This is a genomic window from Agromyces albus (assembly GCF_030815405.1).
In the GTDB taxonomy this organism is placed as follows: domain Bacteria; phylum Actinomycetota; class Actinomycetes; order Actinomycetales; family Microbacteriaceae; genus Agromyces; species Agromyces albus_A.
Genome location: NZ_JAUSWX010000001.1, coordinates 1,342,779 through 1,357,903, shown reverse-complemented (window position 1 = coordinate 1,357,903; position 15,125 = coordinate 1,342,779). Strand labels below are relative to the sequence as shown.

12 protein-coding genes and 1 rRNA gene are annotated in these 15,125 nt (G+C 67.5%); 3 read left to right on the top strand and 10 right to left on the bottom strand.

The genetic code is table 11. The annotated features are described in order from the left end of the window. Window positions 1–34: 34 nt before the first annotated feature. Both QFZ29_RS06300 and tyrS read right to left on the bottom strand, forming a co-directional pair. A 16S ribosomal RNA gene (locus tag QFZ29_RS06300) occupies window positions 35–1,561 on the bottom strand. A gap of 432 nt (window positions 1,562–1,993) precedes the next feature. Then, a complete protein-coding gene (gene tyrS, locus QFZ29_RS06295; RefSeq protein ID WP_306893348.1) occupies window positions 1,994–3,295 on the bottom strand; it encodes a tyrosine--tRNA ligase in 1,302 nt (433 codons plus the stop codon). A 152-nt stretch (window positions 3,296–3,447) separates the two neighbouring features. Between tyrS and QFZ29_RS06290 the strand changes: the two genes are divergently transcribed. Continuing rightward, window positions 3,448–4,071 carry a DNA-binding protein gene (locus QFZ29_RS06290; protein ID WP_306893347.1) on the top strand — a complete coding sequence of 208 codons (624 nt, stop codon included), beginning with the start codon at window positions 3,448–3,450 and terminating at the stop codon, window positions 4,069–4,071. A 75-nt stretch (window positions 4,072–4,146) separates the two neighbouring features. Next, entirely contained in the window at window positions 4,147–4,749 is a 603-nt protein-coding gene (locus tag QFZ29_RS06285) for a hypothetical protein (RefSeq protein ID WP_306893346.1), read from the top strand. 37 nt (window positions 4,750–4,786) lie between these two features. Here QFZ29_RS06285 and QFZ29_RS06280 read toward each other — a convergent pair whose 3' ends face one another. The 8 genes from QFZ29_RS06280 to argC all read right to left on the bottom strand — a co-directional run bounded on the left by QFZ29_RS06280 (window position 4,787) and on the right by argC (window position 13,838). Continuing rightward, window positions 4,787–6,445: a phospholipase D-like domain-containing protein gene (locus QFZ29_RS06280; RefSeq protein WP_306893345.1), complete on the bottom strand. Its 1,659-nt coding sequence runs from the start codon at window positions 6,443–6,445 to the stop codon at window positions 4,787–4,789. 63 nt (window positions 6,446–6,508) lie between these two features. Continuing rightward, the gene (locus QFZ29_RS06275) at window positions 6,509–7,138 is read right to left on the bottom strand and encodes a DNA-3-methyladenine glycosylase (RefSeq protein WP_373426262.1); all 630 of its coding nucleotides are present in this window, start codon (window positions 7,136–7,138) and stop codon (window positions 6,509–6,511) included. Beyond that, entirely contained in the window at window positions 7,135–8,568 is a 1,434-nt protein-coding gene (gene argH / locus QFZ29_RS06270) for an argininosuccinate lyase (protein ID WP_306893344.1), read from the bottom strand. Before argH ends, QFZ29_RS06275 begins: the two co-directional genes overlap by 4 nt. Further along, window positions 8,568–9,497, bottom strand: a complete 930-nt coding sequence (gene argF, locus QFZ29_RS06265) for an ornithine carbamoyltransferase (protein ID WP_306893343.1) — start codon at window positions 9,495–9,497, stop codon at window positions 8,568–8,570. The genes argH and argF overlap by 1 nt, the downstream gene beginning before the upstream one ends. Window positions 9,498–9,527: 30 nt before the next feature. Then, window positions 9,528–10,718, bottom strand: a complete 1,191-nt coding sequence (locus QFZ29_RS06260; protein WP_306893342.1) for an acetylornithine transaminase — start codon at window positions 10,716–10,718, stop codon at window positions 9,528–9,530. Continuing rightward, a complete protein-coding gene (argB, locus tag QFZ29_RS06255) occupies window positions 10,715–11,644 on the bottom strand; it encodes an acetylglutamate kinase (protein WP_129522270.1) in 930 nt (309 codons plus the stop codon). The genes QFZ29_RS06260 and argB overlap by 4 nt, the downstream gene beginning before the upstream one ends. Window positions 11,645–11,646: 2 nt before the next feature. After that, complete coding sequence (argJ, locus tag QFZ29_RS06250) at window positions 11,647–12,798, bottom strand: bifunctional glutamate N-acetyltransferase/amino-acid acetyltransferase ArgJ (protein ID WP_306893341.1); 1,152 nt, start codon at window positions 12,796–12,798, stop codon at window positions 11,647–11,649. Next, complete coding sequence (gene argC, locus QFZ29_RS06245; RefSeq protein ID WP_306893340.1) at window positions 12,795–13,838, bottom strand: N-acetyl-gamma-glutamyl-phosphate reductase; 1,044 nt, start codon at window positions 13,836–13,838, stop codon at window positions 12,795–12,797. Before argC ends, argJ begins: the two co-directional genes overlap by 4 nt. Window positions 13,839–14,132: 294 nt before the next feature. On the opposite strand from argC, the gene QFZ29_RS06240 reads away from it, so the two are divergent. Further along, window positions 14,133–15,119 (top strand): SDR family oxidoreductase, encoded by a 987-nt coding sequence (locus QFZ29_RS06240; RefSeq protein ID WP_306893339.1) that lies wholly within the window; start codon window positions 14,133–14,135, stop codon window positions 15,117–15,119. Window positions 15,120–15,125: the final 6 nt, after the last annotated feature.

The following is a 15,125-nucleotide window of genomic DNA, read 5'->3' as shown; positions in this document are numbered from 1 at the left end:
GCCTGGACAACCAAAGTTGCCAGATGCTCCTTAGAAAGGAGGTGATCCAGCCGCACCTTCCGGTACGGCTACCTTGTTACGACTTAGTCCTAATCACCGATCCCACCTTCGACAGCTCCCTCCCACAAGGGGTTAGGCCACCGGCTTCGGGTGTTACCGACTTTCATGACTTGACGGGCGGTGTGTACAAGGCCCGGGAACGTATTCACCGCAGCGTTGCTGATCTGCGATTACTAGCGACTCCGACTTCATGAGGTCGAGTTGCAGACCTCAATCCGAACTGAGACCGGCTTTTTGGGATTCGCTCCGCCTTACGACATCGCAACCCTTTGTACCGGCCATTGTAGCATGCGTGAAGCCCAAGACATAAGGGGCATGATGATTTGACGTCATCCCCACCTTCCTCCGAGTTGACCCCGGCAGTCTCATATGAGTTCCCACCATTACGTGCTGGCAACATACGACGAGGGTTGCGCTCGTTGCGGGACTTAACCCAACATCTCACGACACGAGCTGACGACAACCATGCACCACCTGTAACCGAGTGTCCAAAGAGTTCCACATTTCTGCGGCGTTCTCGGTTATGTCAAGCCTTGGTAAGGTTCTTCGCGTTGCATCGAATTAATCCGCATGCTCCGCCGCTTGTGCGGGCCCCCGTCAATTCCTTTGAGTTTTAGCCTTGCGGCCGTACTCCCCAGGCGGGGCGCTTAATGCGTTAGCTACGACACGGAAACCGTGGAAAGGTCCCCACATCTAGCGCCCAACGTTTACGGCGTGGACTACCAGGGTATCTAATCCTGTTCGCTCCCCACGCTTTCGCTCCTCAGCGTCAGTTACGGCCCAGAGATCTGCCTTCGCCATCGGTGTTCCTCCTGATATCTGCGCATTCCACCGCTACACCAGGAATTCCAATCTCCCCTACCGCACTCCAGTCTGCCCGTACCCACTGCAGGCCCGAGGTTGAGCCTCGGGATTTCACAGCAGACGTGACAAACCGCCTACGAGCTCTTTACGCCCAATAATTCCGGACAACGCTCGCACCCTACGTATTACCGCGGCTGCTGGCACGTAGTTAGCCGGTGCTTTTTCTGCAGGTACCGTCAAGCCGAAGCCCTTCTTCCCTACTAAAAGAGGTTTACAACCCGAAGGCCGTCATCCCTCACGCGGCGTTGCTGCATCAGGCTTGCGCCCATTGTGCAATATTCCCCACTGCTGCCTCCCGTAGGAGTCTGGGCCGTGTCTCAGTCCCAGTGTGGCCGGTCACCCTCTCAGGCCGGCTACCCGTCGACGCCTTGGTGAGCCATTACCTCACCAACAAGCTGATAGGCCGCGAGTCCATCCCAGACCGAAAAACTTTCCACCCAAAACCATGCGGTTCCAGGTCCTATCCGGTATTAGCTCCGATTTCTCGGGGTTATCCCAGAGTCCAGGGCAGGTTACTCACGTGTTACTCACCCGTTCGCCACTAATCCAAGGAGCAAGCTCCCCTTCATCGTTCGACTTGCATGTGTTAAGCACGCCGCCAGCGTTCGTCCTGAGCCAGGATCAAACTCTCCAAAGAAAACTGTTTGACCTGACCAAAGAACTGTCAATCACTGACAATCCATCAATCTCAAAGAAATCCCAAACACTCCCAAAAAGAGAATGCCCGAGGTTATTTGGCATTGAACATAGTGCACGCTGTTGAGTTCTCAAGAAACGGACGCACCCGGTTCAGCGCCGATCTCGGCGCCTCTTCCGAGGCAGTTTCGTTCTTCTCATCCGGCCATCCCGAAGGACGCATCCGAATGCATCAAGCTCCCGGAGATTACTCTCTTCGAGGCCTGGAATCGTTCCCGCTTGAGGCCGATAAGCCAAGGTCTTCATGGACCCTGTCGCTCTTCGTTCCTTTGGGGCAACGAGTGATTACATTACGTGGAATCGGGGGCGCCTGCAACTCAGCCCCACATCCCGGGCGTGTCGCGCTTCGACCGCCGATTCGGGCTGGTCGTGCCTACTCCACGAAGACGCCCGCGAGCGTCTTCTTGCCCCTGCGAAGCACCGCCATACCACCCCGCGAAACGCGCCCCTCGAGCGTGGCCGTCTCGTCTTCGACGCGCACATTGTCGAGCGAGACGCCCCCTTGGGCGATCGCCCGCCGGCCCTCGCTCTGGCTCGAGACGAGGCCGGTGTCGACGAGGAGCTGGACGATCGGCGCATCGGGTGCTGTCGTGGTGTTCGGCAACTCGCGAAGTGCGGCTTCGAGGGTGCTTGGATCGAGTGCCGCCAGATCACCCTGCCCGAACAGCGCTTGAGATGCGGCGATGACGGCGGCCGTGGCATCCGCCCCATGCACGAGGGTCGTGACCTCGGAGGCGAGCACCCGCTGCGCCTCGCGCTTGAACGCCTCACGCTCGACGATTCCGGCGAGCCGTTCGATCTCGGCTCGGCTGAGGAAGGTGAAGACCTTCAGCCGGTCGATGACGTCGGCATCATCGGTGTTGAGCCAGAACTGGTAGAAGGCGTAGGGACTGCACATCGCGGCGTCGAGCCAGATTGCATTCCCCTCGCTCTTGCCGAACTTCGTTCCGTCGGCGTTCACGACGAGCGGGGTGCCGATGGCGTGCACGCTCGCCCCCTCGACCTTGTGGATGAGGTCGGTGCCGCTCGTGAGGTTGCCCCATTGGTCGCTGCCCCCCGTCTGCAGCACGCACCCGTAGTGGCGGTAGAGCTCGAGGTAGTCGAAGCCCTGGAGGATCTGGTAGCTGAACTCGGTGTAGCTGATGCCCGCCTCGGAGTTCAGCCGGGAAGCGACCGCGTCCTTCTTCAGCATCGTGCCGACGCGGAAGTGCTTGCCGATCTCGCGCAGGAAGTCGATCGCGGAAAGGCCCGCGGTCCAGTCGAGGTTGTTGACGAGCCGCACCGCGTTCTCGCCTTCGCCCGAGAGGAACCGGCTCACCTGGCCCTGCAGGTAGCCGACCCATTCGGCGACGGTCTCACGCGTGTTGAGCGTGCGCTCGGCTGTCGGCCGTGGATCGCCGATCAGTCCGGTCGATCCCCCGACGAGGCCGAGCGGCCGATGGCCGGCGAGCTGGAGCCGGCGCATGACGATGAGCTGCACGAGATTGCCGAGATGCAGGCTCGGCGCGGTCGGGTCGAAGCCGCAGTAGTACGTGACGGGCTCCCCCGCGAGCAGCTCCTTCAGGGCGGCCCGGTCGGTCGACACGTGCACATGGCCGCGCCACACGAGCTCCTCCCAGACATCGTCGAACGAGGCGTCGTTCTCTTGGGAAGCGAGGATCACGGGGTCTGGCACCCCGACAGATTATCAGCGCGATCCAGTCAAATCGGATATAGTCCTCAGCATTGAGTCATGTCAAGTAATGATGTAGCCTTTATCACCTGAAGCACTAGGCTCCAAGTTTCACTGCCTCACCTCAATGCCTTGGCCTTCAGTAGAGGAGACACATGTTCGTCATCACCGCCGACCAAGTCGGAAGCCGCCGTGAACCGGATCGAACCGGCGCACTCGTCGCCGACCTCACCGAGAAGTTCGGCGACGGGCTCATGCTCCCGGTCGACCAGACCGCCGGCGATGAGGTGCAACTCGTGACCACGTCAGCGGAGACCGCGCTCGCGATCGTGCTCGACACCACGCGCACCGGCCGCTGGAGCGTCGGGCTCGGCGTCGGAGACATCCGCTATCCCGTGCCCGACGCGGCACGCAAGGCGAGCGGCAGCGCATTCATCGCCGCCCGCGACGCCGTGGGCGCGGCGAAGCGAGCGGATGGACGATTCGCGTTGCGAGCAGCGCCGCTCACGACCCGCGTCACCGTGGCCGACGTCGAACCGCTCGTGCGGCTCCTCGTATTGCTGCGCGAACGCCGGACGGAGCCGGGCTGGGAGGTCGTCGAGCTCGTCAGGTCGGGCCGACAGCAGAAGGAGGCCGCCGCCATGCTCGACATCAGCCCAGCCGCGGTCAGCGCACGCCTGAAGGCGGCGATGTGGCGAGCCGAGGAGGAGGCTGTTCCTCCGCTCATCCGACTGCTGCAGGAGCTCGACGGCGAGGCCACGCACACTCCCCCCGAATGACGAAGCGGGAGTCGACGGCCTCGCTATGCTGCTCGAAGGCCTCGGACCGCACGGTCCCGGTTCGGAAGGAGCTGCGTGAACCTCGTCGACCTCGCCGCCGTCATGACCTGGTCGGCACTGCTGCTCGCGCTGATCGCGTCGACGGCGTTCTCGGTGCTCGCCTACCTGCGGCCGCGCCGCTCCTACGTGTGGTTCGCGGCCGGCACCCTCGGCATCGCGCTCCTCGCAGCAGCGACCGCGAGCGCACCGGCGCAGTTCGGGCTGGCACCGCTCGTCACCATCCTGGGCCTGACGATCGCGCTGTTCGGTGGCAGCCCTGCCGCAGCGACCGCACTCGACCTCGCGATGGGCGGCACGGTCGCTCCCGGACTGCACGGTGGCATCATCGTCGCCGAGAAGCCCTCCGCTAGTGAGGAACGCCAGGGAATCGCGTCGACGAAGCGCCGTGAAGTGCTGCGCGGCGGGCTGACCATCGGCGTGCTCGAACGCATCGCCACGGCGGGCGCCATCGTCGCCGGCTTCCCGGAAGCCCTCGCCATCGTCGTCGCCGTGAAGGGCGTCGGCCGATTCACCGAGCTCGAGGCACCCGAGGCACGCGAGCGCTTCATCATCGGCACGTTCGCCAGCCTCATCTGGGCGAGCGCCGCAGCACTCGTCGTGCATCTCGCGATCCGCTGAGTAGGCGCTCGCGACGGAGCGCGACGCCCGCCAGCCGCTACAACCCGGCGAAGTACCGTCGGCGCAGGAACCTGTCGGTGCCCGCGCGGAAGTACCCGGCATCCGCCCACTTCGTGGTTTCGACGAGATGCTTGCGACGGAGGGCCTCGACAGGGCTGGTGGCGCCGCTGAACTTGAGCGACTCGCGGAACGCATAGTGGGAGAACAACCGCATGTACTCGCCCAGGTACACGTCGGCGACGGCGGAGTTGCCGCGGATGACCAGCATGTTCTCATCGTTCGTGTCGGTCGAGGCCTTCGAGAAGTTCGCCGAGCCAACGACCACGATGGGGTCGGCGCCCAGCGGGTCGATGAGCTGGTACTTCGTGTGGATGTACAGCACGTGCGCTTCCGCTGTGGCGCGATCGGTCTCGGCGAGCCAACGGTCGAAGGTGTTGATCTGCACTCGTGCGCCCACCGAGACGGTGGTGTTCGGTCGGCGACGGATGCGGTCGATCGTCGCCGCCTGCTGCGCGAAGGTCGACCCGTTGCCCTTCTTCTCCATGAGTGCGAAGCGCAGCACGTCATCGGTCCTGTCGTAGACGTTGACGAAGCGATCGTCCATCCCGAAGGCGAAGGTCATGAAGAGCGCACGCGACGCATCGCCGGCGAGTTCGGCATACCAGTCGAGGGCCGCGAGATCCGTGCGAGGTGAGAAGACCACGGTGGTATCCATCGCGCCGACCGGTGCGGGTGCGGGGGTCATCGCGGTCGCCTCCGTCGCGGTCGGCTTCCGGGTGACGTCACGTTCGAGCAAAGCCCAGTAGTCGGCGAACGTCGCCGCGACCCCCGCGTCGCGCACGAGGTGGGCGTTGTTGGAGTGGCCGAAGATGCCGTTCTGCGACAGGTTGGTCGAGCCCGTCCACACCTCGGTGGGAGCGCCCGAACGGCTCAGGACGAAGAACTTGTTGTGGGCGAAACGCCCCGACCGCTCTCGCGCTGCCACGGCGCCGTCGAGACCGCTGCCGACGAGCGCCGCTTCATTGCCCGCCTTCTGCGAGTCGCCGTCGTAGAGCACCTTCACCGTCGCACCGCGGGCACGGGCCGCAGCGAGGGCGCTGAACACGCGCGTGTTCTTGAACTCGAAGATCGCACCGTGCAGCGCATCACCCGGGCCCGCTTGGCCGATGAACGCCTCGAGTCCCTCGACGAGGCCGCGCGAGAGCCAGTCGAACGCAGCCTGGCCGACCTCATCGGGCGGCCGGTTCTGGAACCGTCGCGCGTACTCCTGCGATGCGATGGACCCCCGGTTGAAGAAGACAGCATGGCGGCCGAGGTCGACCGGTTCAGTGATGACCGAGACATCGACCGTGGCGCCGGGGACGAGCGCTCCGGGGGCGCCCGTCATCGCCGAGACTCGATACGTATAGTGCTCGTTCGGGCTGACGGAGTAGTCAGCCCACTGGAACGATTGAAACGGATGATGCCGCGACGAGCGGCCCACACCCGGCGGCGGATTCGGTTCGACGCTCGCGAACGTCTTCATGCCCGTCATCCATCGAACGTCGCCGTCAGAATGGCGCGTGCGGCGCACGGCGAAGCCGAGGACCCTCTCGGTACGGATGTCGGAACGCTCCATGTTGAAGCCGAGGAGCACCACGTGGTTGCCGGCGATCGCCTGCACGGTCAGACCGTCGCGGCTGTCGGAGTTGCGCATGAGTGGAGCGTGCCGCAACTGCTTCGTCCCCACAACAGTGCGGACCCGGAGTGCGTCGGGCGGTTACTCCGCGGCGAGCCGGTGCCGCCGGTACGGCGAGACACCCGGTTCGCCCACGACCCAGAACCGCCAGGGGAACGCGGTTCCCCCGCCGGCACCGCTGACGCCCGTGCGCGGTCCGCTCTCGAACGGCAGCGGTGCGACCGGCACTCGCATCGAGAACGGTGGCGAGAGGAGGTCTGCGCCGGTGGCCGAGAGCGGCACGCCGAGCGTGAGCGACAATCGTGCCGGACCGCGAGCGAGATCCCGATCGGATGCGCCCGCTCGCCGCAGGCGCGCCAGCTCGAGCCCTTCGACCACGGTGCCGCCCCGCAGGAGCACGGCGGCCGAGGCGCCCGGATGCCCCGCCACGACGTTCAGGCACACGTGCATGCCGTAGCTGAAATACGCGTAGAGATGCCCGGCCTCCCCGAACATCACCGCGTTCCGAGGAGTCCTGCCACGAAAGGCGTGCGAACCGGGATCATCACCGCCGCGGTATGCCTCGACCTCGGAGAGCCGCACGGCGACGCGGCCCTCGTCGGTATCGTGTGCCAGCACCGCCCCGAGGAGCAGGGGCGCCAGTTCGAGCGCGTCGCGGGCGAAGAACTCCCGGCTCGCGTCGACGAGCTCGAGGCCCGACGCGCCGGTCAGGGGCGTTCCTCGGGAAGCCCCGCCACGAGGTGCCGCACTCGGTCGGCGAGGCGCGCGAACTGCTCGGCGACACGAACCGGGGCCGTGCCGCCGATGCCGTCGCGGCTCGCGACCGAACCCTCGACCGTGAGCACCTCGCGCACGTCGGGCGTGAGGTGGGGCGAGATCGCGGCCAGCGCGTCGTCGTCGACGGCGTCGAGCTCGAGCGAGTGCTCCTCGGCATAGCGCACGAGCGCGCCAGTGATCTCGTGGGCGTCGCGGAACGGCACGCGGCGCTTCACGAGCCACTCCGCGACATCCGTCGCCAGTGAGAACCCCGCGGGTGCGAGCTCGGCCATGCGCTCGGTGTGGAAGGTGAGCGTCGCGACCATGCCCGTGAACGCGGGCAGCAGCACTTCGAGCGTCTCGACGGAGTCGAAGACGGGCTCCTTGTCTTCCTGCAGGTCTCGGTTGTAGGCGAGCGGCAGCGCCTTCAGCGTCGCCATCAGGCCCGTGAGGTTGCCGATGAGTCGGCCCGACTTGCCGCGCGCGAGCTCGGCGATGTCGGGGTTCTTCTTCTGCGGCATGATCGACGATCCGGTGGAGTAGCCATCGTCGAGGGTGACGAAGCCGAACTCCCGCGTGTTCCACAGGATGATCTCCTCGGCGATGCGCGAGAGGTCGATGCCGATCATGGCGGTGACGAACGCGAACTCGGCGACGACGTCGCGGCTCGCGGTACCGTCGAGCGAGTTCTCGGCGGGCCCGGCGAAGCCGAGGTCGTGGGCGACGGATGCCGCATCGAGCCCGAGCGTCGAGCCCGCGAGCGCTCCCCCGCCGTAGGGCGAGACATCCGCGCGCCGGCCCCAGTCGACGATGCGCTCGAGGTCGCGGGAGAGCGCCCACCCGTGCGCGAGCAGATGGTGGGCGAGCAGCACGGGCTGGGCGTGCTGGAGGTGGGTGCGACCCGGCATGACGGCCGCGCGGTGCGTATCGGCCTGGGCCGCGAGCGCATCGATGAGGTGCACGAGCTGTTGGCCGATGACGGTGGCGTGGTCGCGCAGGTAGAGACGCACGAGCGTGGCGATCTGGTCGTTGCGACTGCGGCCGGCCCGGAGCTTGCCGCCCAGCTCGGGCCCCACAATGCCGATGAGCGCCGCCTCAAGGGCACCGTGCACGTCTTCGTCGCTGTCGGCGGCGGTGAGCTCACCCGAGTCGACCTGCTCGGCCAGGCGATCGAGACCGGCGAGCATCTCCTCGAGTTCCGTCTCGGTGAGATACCCGGCCGTCGAGAGGGCGCGGGCGTGGGCGCGCGAGCCGGCGATGTCGTACCCGGCGAGCTGCCAGTCGAAGTGCGTCGACTTCGACAGCGCCGCGAGCTCGGGCGACGGGCCCGAGGCGAAGCGGGCGCCCCAGAGTGAGCCCTCGTTCGTTCCCTGCTGATCCGACATCAGGCGTCCTTCCGCTCGAGCAGCCACACGAGCAGCGCCTTCTGCGCGTGCAGGCGGTTCTCCGCTTCGTCCCAGATGATCGACTGCGGCCCGTCGATGACGTCGGCGGACACCTCGTAGCCGCGGTCGGCGGGCAGGCAGTGCAGGAACACGGCGTCGGATGCCGCGAGCGACATGAGCTCCCGGTCGACCCCGTAGGCGCCGAACGTGGCGACCCGATGCGCCTTCTCGTCTTCCTTGCCCATCGAGACCCACGTGTCGGTGACGACGACGTCGGCTCCGGCGACGGCCTCGGCGGCGTCGGTGAAGAGCGAGACGGAACCGCCGGTCGACGCGGCGATGCGGTCGCCATCGGCAACGACGGATGCCGCCGGCACGAACTCCTCGGGCGACGCGACACGCACGTGCATCCCGGCGGTGGCACCGGCGAGCACGTAGGACTGCGCCATGTTGCTCGCCCCGTCGCCCAGGAAGGTCACCGTGAGGCCCGCGAGACGGCCCTTGTGCTCACGGATGGTGAGCAGGTCGGCGAGCAGCTGGCACGGGTGGAAGTCGTCGGAGAGGGCGTTGACGACGGGCACCGAGGTGCCGGCGGCCATCTCCTCGAGCCCCGCCTGGCCGTACGTGCGCCAGACGATCGCGGACACGAGCCGCTCGAGCACGCGCGCCGTGTCGGACGGCGTCTCCTTGCCGCCGAGCTGGCTGTTGGCCGTCGAGATGATGAGGGGCGAGCCGCCGAGGTCGGCGATGCCGACAGCGAATGACACCCGCGTGCGGGTGGACGACTTGTCGAAGATCACGGCGACCGTCTGCGGGCCCGCGAGCGGCTGCTCCGCCCAACGGTCCTGCTTCAGTCGTGCCGCGAGATCGAGGATCTCAGCCTGCTCGGCCGGGGAGATGTCGTCGTCGCGGAGGAGGTGGCGGGTCATGCGGTTCCGTTCGGTGTGGGTCGAGGAAGGTCAGAGGGTGGCGGCGACGGCGGCGAGCGAGTTGCCGAGGCGTGCGGCGAACTCGTCGATGTCGTGGTCGTCGATGATGAGCGGCGGCGCCATCCGGATGGTGGAGTCGTTCGCCGCGTTCACGATGAGGCCGCCGCGCATCGCCTCGGCGACGACAGCCGCGGCGACGGGCTCGGTGAGGGCGATGCCGATGAGCAGGCCGCGGCCGCGGACCCCGGCGACGAGCGGCGATTCGAGTGCCGCGACCCGTTCGCCGATCTGTCGCCCACGTCGCGTCGCGTTCTCGAGGAGGCCGGCGCGCTCGATCTCGCCGAGCACCGCGTTCGCGACGGCCGTCGCCAGCGGGTTGCCGCCGAACGTCGAACCGTGCTGGCCCTTCGAGTAGAGCGAGGACGCGCGCCCGAACGTGACGAGTGCGCCGATCGGGAACCCACCGCCGATGCCCTTCGCGACGGTGATCGCATCTGGCGTGATGCCGGCGTGCTGGAAGGCGAACCACTCGCCGGTTCGCCCCGCGCCCGTCTGGATCTCGTCGACGATGAGCAGCGCGCCGTGACGGTGGGTGAGCTCGCGCGCGGTCTCGAGGAAACCGTCGGGAAGCTCGACGACGCCGGCTTCGCCTTGGATCGGTTCGACGAAGAGGGCCGCGACCGCATCGTCGATGTTCGCCTCGAGCGCCTCGATGGTCGCGGGGATGTGCTCGACGCCGCCGGGCAACGGCTCGAAGGCGTCGCGCATGTGCGCCTTGCCGGTGAGCGCGAGCGAGCCCATGGTGCGTCCGTGGAAGCCGTCGACGAGCGAGAGCACGCGAGTGCGTGCGCCCCCCGAGTTGTTGAGGCGGGCGAGCTTGAACGCCGCCTCGTTGGCCTCGGCGCCCGAATTGCCGAACCACACGCGTCCGGCGTCGCCGGCCCCCGCGAGGCGGGTGATGCGCTCGGCGAGCTCGAGCGCGGGCTCGGTGGTGAAGTAGTTCGACACGTGGGCGAGCTTCGCCGCTTGCGCCGACACCGCCTCGATGAACACGGGATGCGCGTGGCCGAGCGCGTTGACGGCGATGCCGGCGAGGAAGTCGAGGTACTCCTTGCCCGTGTCGTCCCACACGCGGGCGCCCTGTCCGCGCTCGAGCTTCGCGAGCGGCATGGCCATCGAGCGCATGAGGCGTCGGTCGAATCGGTCCTGCCAGACGTTCATGCGGGCACGACCTCCGTTCCGATGCCGGATTGCGTGAACACCTCGAGCAGGATCGAGTGCGGGATCCGGCCGTCGATGATCGCCGCCTTCGCGACCCCGCCCTCGACGGCGTCGAGGCACGCGCGCATCTTCGGGATCATGCCCGATTCGAGGCCTGGCAGCATCGCCTCGAGCTCGGGCACCTCGATGACCGAGACGAGCGACTCGCGGTTCGGCCAATCACGGTAGAGGCCTGCGACATCCGTGAGGATCACGAGCTTTGCCGCGCCGAGCGCTGCCGCGAGCGCGGCAGCGGCCGAGTCGGCGTTCACGTTGAGCGATTGGCCGGGCACGTCGCCGTCGGGCGCGATCGACGACACGACGGGGATCCGCCCTGCTGCGAGGTCAGCGTGCACGGCCGCAGGATCGACGGAGATCACATCGCCGACGAGTCCGAGGTCGACCTCTTCGCCGTCGACGACCGCGCCGCGACGGCGACCGGTGAAGAGGCCCGCGTCTTCGCCCGAGAGGCCCGAGGCGAACGGTCCGTGCTCGTTGATGAGCGACACGAGCTCGCGGTTCACCTGACCCGAGAGCACCATCCGGACCACGTCCATGGTCTCGGGCGTGGTCACCCGGTAGCCGCCGCGGAACTCGCTCTCGATGCCGAGCCGCGCGAGCATGGCGGAGATCTGCGGCCCACCGCCGTGCACGACGACGGGCTTGATGCCCGCGTACCGAAGGTAGACCATGTCTTCCGCGAAGGCGCGCTGCAGCTCTGGGCTCACCATCGCGTTGCCGCCGAACTTCACCACGATCGTCTCACCGTGGAAGCGTTTGAGCCATGGCAGCGAGTCGATGAGCACTTGCGCCTTGTCGGCCGCGGTGGACGGAGCCGTGCCGATCTGCTCGGCGTCATCAATCTGGGTCACATCGTTCCCGTTCATGCTCAACTCGCGTACGCGCTGTTCTCGTGCACGTAATCGTGGGTGAGGTCGTTCGTGCGAATGGTGGCGGATGCCTCACCGGCATGGAGTTCGATGAGCACGTGCGTGGCTCGTGGCGTGAGGTCGACCTGCTCGCGCGGCGCGTCGGGGCGTCCGGCATGGCAGACGCGGACCCCGTTCATCGAGACGTCGACGAGATACGGGTCGAACGGCGCCGTCGTCGTGCCGATCGCGGCGAGCACACGGCCCCAGTTCGGGTCGTTGCCGAAGATCGCGGCCTTGAAGAGGTTGTTGCGCGCGACGGAACGGCCCACCTCTACGGCGTCGTCTTCCGTCACGGCACCGCGGACCTCGATCGCGATGTCGTGGCTCGCGCCCTCGGCATCCGACTGCAGTTGCAGCGCGAGTGACGCACACGCCTCGGTGAGCGCGGTCGTGAACGCCTCGAGCGAGGGCGCGACGCCCGATGCGCCCGAGGCCATGAGGGTGACCTGGTCGTTCGTCGACATGCAGCCGTCTGAGTCGAGGCGATCGAACGTGACCCTCGTCGCGGCGCGCAGCGCTGCATCGAGATCGGTGGCCGCGAGATCGGCATCGGTCGTGAGCACGACGAGCATCGTCGCGAGGCCCGGCGCGAGCATGCCGGCGCCCTTCGCGATGCCGCCGATGCGCCATCCGTCGCCCTCGATCACGATCGTCTTCGGCACGGAGTCGGTGGTCATGATCGCCCGCGCCGCGTCGTCGCCGCCGGTCGCCGAGAGCCGCGCGGCCGCCGACAGCACGCCCTCTTCGAGCACCTCACCGTCGAGCTGGTCGCCGATGAGCCCGGTCGAGCAGACGAGCACGTCGCCGGCGGCGATGGCGAGGGCGGATGCCGCGGCCTCGGCCGTGCGATGGGTGACCTGGAATCCCTCGGGGCCGGTGAAGCAGTTCGCGCCGCCGGAGTTCAGCACGATCGCCGAGACGTGCCCGTCGTCGATCACCCGCTCCGACCAGAGGATCGGGTTCGCCTTCGCGCGATTCGACGTGAACACCGCGGCCGCCGACTGCGAGGGGCCGCGGTTCACGATCAACGCGAGGTCGAGCGCTCCCGAGCGTTTGATGCCGGCGGCGATGCCGGCCGCCTCGAATCCGGCGGGAGTGGTGACGGTCACGGGGCGACTCCGTTCACGGGCAATCCGGTGGACTCGACGATGCCGAGCGCGATGTTCGCCGACTGCAGGGCGGCGCCGGCCGTGCCCTTCACGAGGTTGTCGACCGCGGCAACGACCACGACCCGGCCGGCGACCTCATCGATCGCGAGGCCGAGGAGCGCGGTGTTCGCACCGAGCACGTCGGCGGTGCGCGGGAACTGCCCCGCCGGCAGGAGCTGCACGAAGCGTTCGCCCGCGTACGCGTCTTCCCATGCAGCGCGAACGGTGGCGGCATCCGTTCCGGGCACGATTCGGGCCGTCGACGTGGCCAGTATGCCCCGCGACATCGGCACGATGACCGGGGTGAACGAGATCGTCGGCGAAGCCGCGCCCGCCCACCGCAGCGCCTGCGTGATCTCGGGGATGTGCCGGTGCACGCCGCCCACGGAGTAGGGGTTCGCGGAGCCGAGGATCTCGCTCCCGAGGAGGTGCGCCTTGAGGCTCTTGCCTGCGCCCGAGGGGCCGACGGCGAGCACCGAGACGAGGTCGCGGTCTTCGATGACGCCCGCACGGATGCCGGGTGCGAGCGAGAGCGAGACCGTCGACGCGTTGCAGCCCGGTGCGGCGATGCGGCGCGTCTTCGTGAGCCGGTCGCGCTGGGTGCCGTGCATCCGCGGCAGTTCGGGCACGCCGTACGCCCACGCGGGATGGAAGTCGCCGCCGTAGAACTCGGCCCACGCCGCCTCGCTCTCGAGGCGATGGTCGGCGCCGCAGTCGATGACGAGCGTCTCGGGCGAGAGCTGCTCGGCGATCGCTCCCGAAGTGCCGTGCGGCAGCGCGAGGAAGACGACGTCGTGGCCGGCGAGCGTCTCGGCGGTCGTCTCCTGCAGCGTGAGGTGCGTGTACGTGCGCAAGTGCGGCTGCACCGAGACGAGGGGCTGACCGGCGTTCGAATGCGCGGTGACCGTGCGCACCTCGAACTCGGGATGATCGGCGATGAGGCGCAGGATTTCTCCTCCGGCATAGCCGGACGCGCCGGAAACGGCGACGGAGTACGTCATGAATCCACCTTAGGGTCTGAGCGGTCGAGGGATGATCCGGCGACGCCCGCGGCAGACGGTCTAGACCGCAGCAGGGGTCGCCGAGATTCGGCGCTCGCCCCGGCGTCGGCTGCGCACGATTGCGGCACGCGAAGCGCGTGCGGCAATGGCGAACCGAGCGGTGGACATGCAGCGACCCTATCGGCTGGGAGGGACGCTTCGCAAAACGAGGGGGCCTCCACCCCAGGGGTCGGCTGCGGATCCCGCAGGCATAGGCTCGGATCTGCGCCCACCATCGTCGTTCGAGGAGGATCCATGGCCCTGCGAGTGCTGTTCATCGGCGGCAACGGCATCATCAGTTCCGCATCGAGTGCGCTCGCCGTCGAGCGCGGGCACGAGCTCACCCTGCTGAACCGGGGCCAGAGCACGCTTCGGCCCCGGATCGACGGCGTACGGCACCTCGTCGGGGACGCCGGCGATGCGGCATCCATCACCGCGGCGATCGGCGATGAGACCTTCGACGTCGTCGCGAACTTCCGGTCGTTCTCGCCCGCCCAGGTCGCCCGCGACCTCGAGTTGTTCGAAGGGCGCTGCCGCCAGTACGTGTACATCTCCTCGGCATCCGCCTACCAGAAGCCCATCGCTCGGCTCCCCATCACCGAGTCGACGCCGCTTCGCAACCCCTACTGGCAGTACTCGCGCGACAAGATCGCGAGCGAGGACCTGCTCGTCGCGGCCTACCGCGAGCGCGGGTTCCCGGCGACGATCATCCGCCCGTCGCACACCTACGACGGCACGAGCGTTCCACTGCTCGGCGGGTGGACGGCGATCGAGCGGATGCGTCGTGGTGCACCGGTCGTCGTGCAGGGCGACGGCACGAGCCTCTGGACCATGACGCACACGCGGGACTTCGCCGTCGCCTTCGTCGGACTGCTCGGCAACGATCGCGCGATCGGCGAGGCGTTCCACATCACGTCCGACGAGGTGCTGACCTGGAACCAGATCACCGAGCTGCTCGCCCACGCAGCCGGCACGAGCGCCCGAGTCGTGCACATCGCGAGCGAGTCGATCGCGCGCGAACTGCCAGAGCACGGGCCAGGGCTCCTCGGCGACAAGGCGCACTCGGTGATCTTCGACAACAACAAGGTGAAGTCGCTCGTGCCGGAGTACCGCGCGATCACCCCGTTCTGGCAGGGTGCTCGCGAGATCGCCGAGTGGCACGATGCCGACCCCTCGAGGCGCATCGCCGACTCGCAGCTGGATGCCGCGTTCGACCGCCTCGTGGCACGCTTCGGCGGCTGACGGCGG

Coding starts and splice junctions, on each gene's coding strand:
- QFZ29_RS06240 (WP_306893339.1), top strand. CDS start 14,133: ATGGCCCTGCGAGTGCTGTTCATCGGCGGCAACGGCATCATCAGTTCC.
- argB (WP_129522270.1), bottom strand. CDS start 11,644: ATGAACGGGAACGATGTGACCCAGATTGATGACGCCGAGCAGATCGGC.
- argC (WP_306893340.1), bottom strand. CDS start 13,838: ATGACGTACTCCGTCGCCGTTTCCGGCGCGTCCGGCTATGCCGGAGGA.
- argH (WP_306893344.1), bottom strand. CDS start 8,568: ATGTCGGATCAGCAGGGAACGAACGAGGGCTCACTCTGGGGCGCCCGC.
- QFZ29_RS06260 (WP_306893342.1), bottom strand. CDS start 10,718: ATGAACGTCTGGCAGGACCGATTCGACCGACGCCTCATGCGCTCGATG.
- argF (WP_306893343.1), bottom strand. CDS start 9,497: ATGACCCGCCACCTCCTCCGCGACGACGACATCTCCCCGGCCGAGCAG.
- QFZ29_RS06280 (WP_306893345.1), bottom strand. CDS start 6,445: ATGCGCAACTCCGACAGCCGCGACGGTCTGACCGTGCAGGCGATCGCC.
- QFZ29_RS06290 (WP_306893347.1), top strand. CDS start 3,448: ATGTTCGTCATCACCGCCGACCAAGTCGGAAGCCGCCGTGAACCGGAT.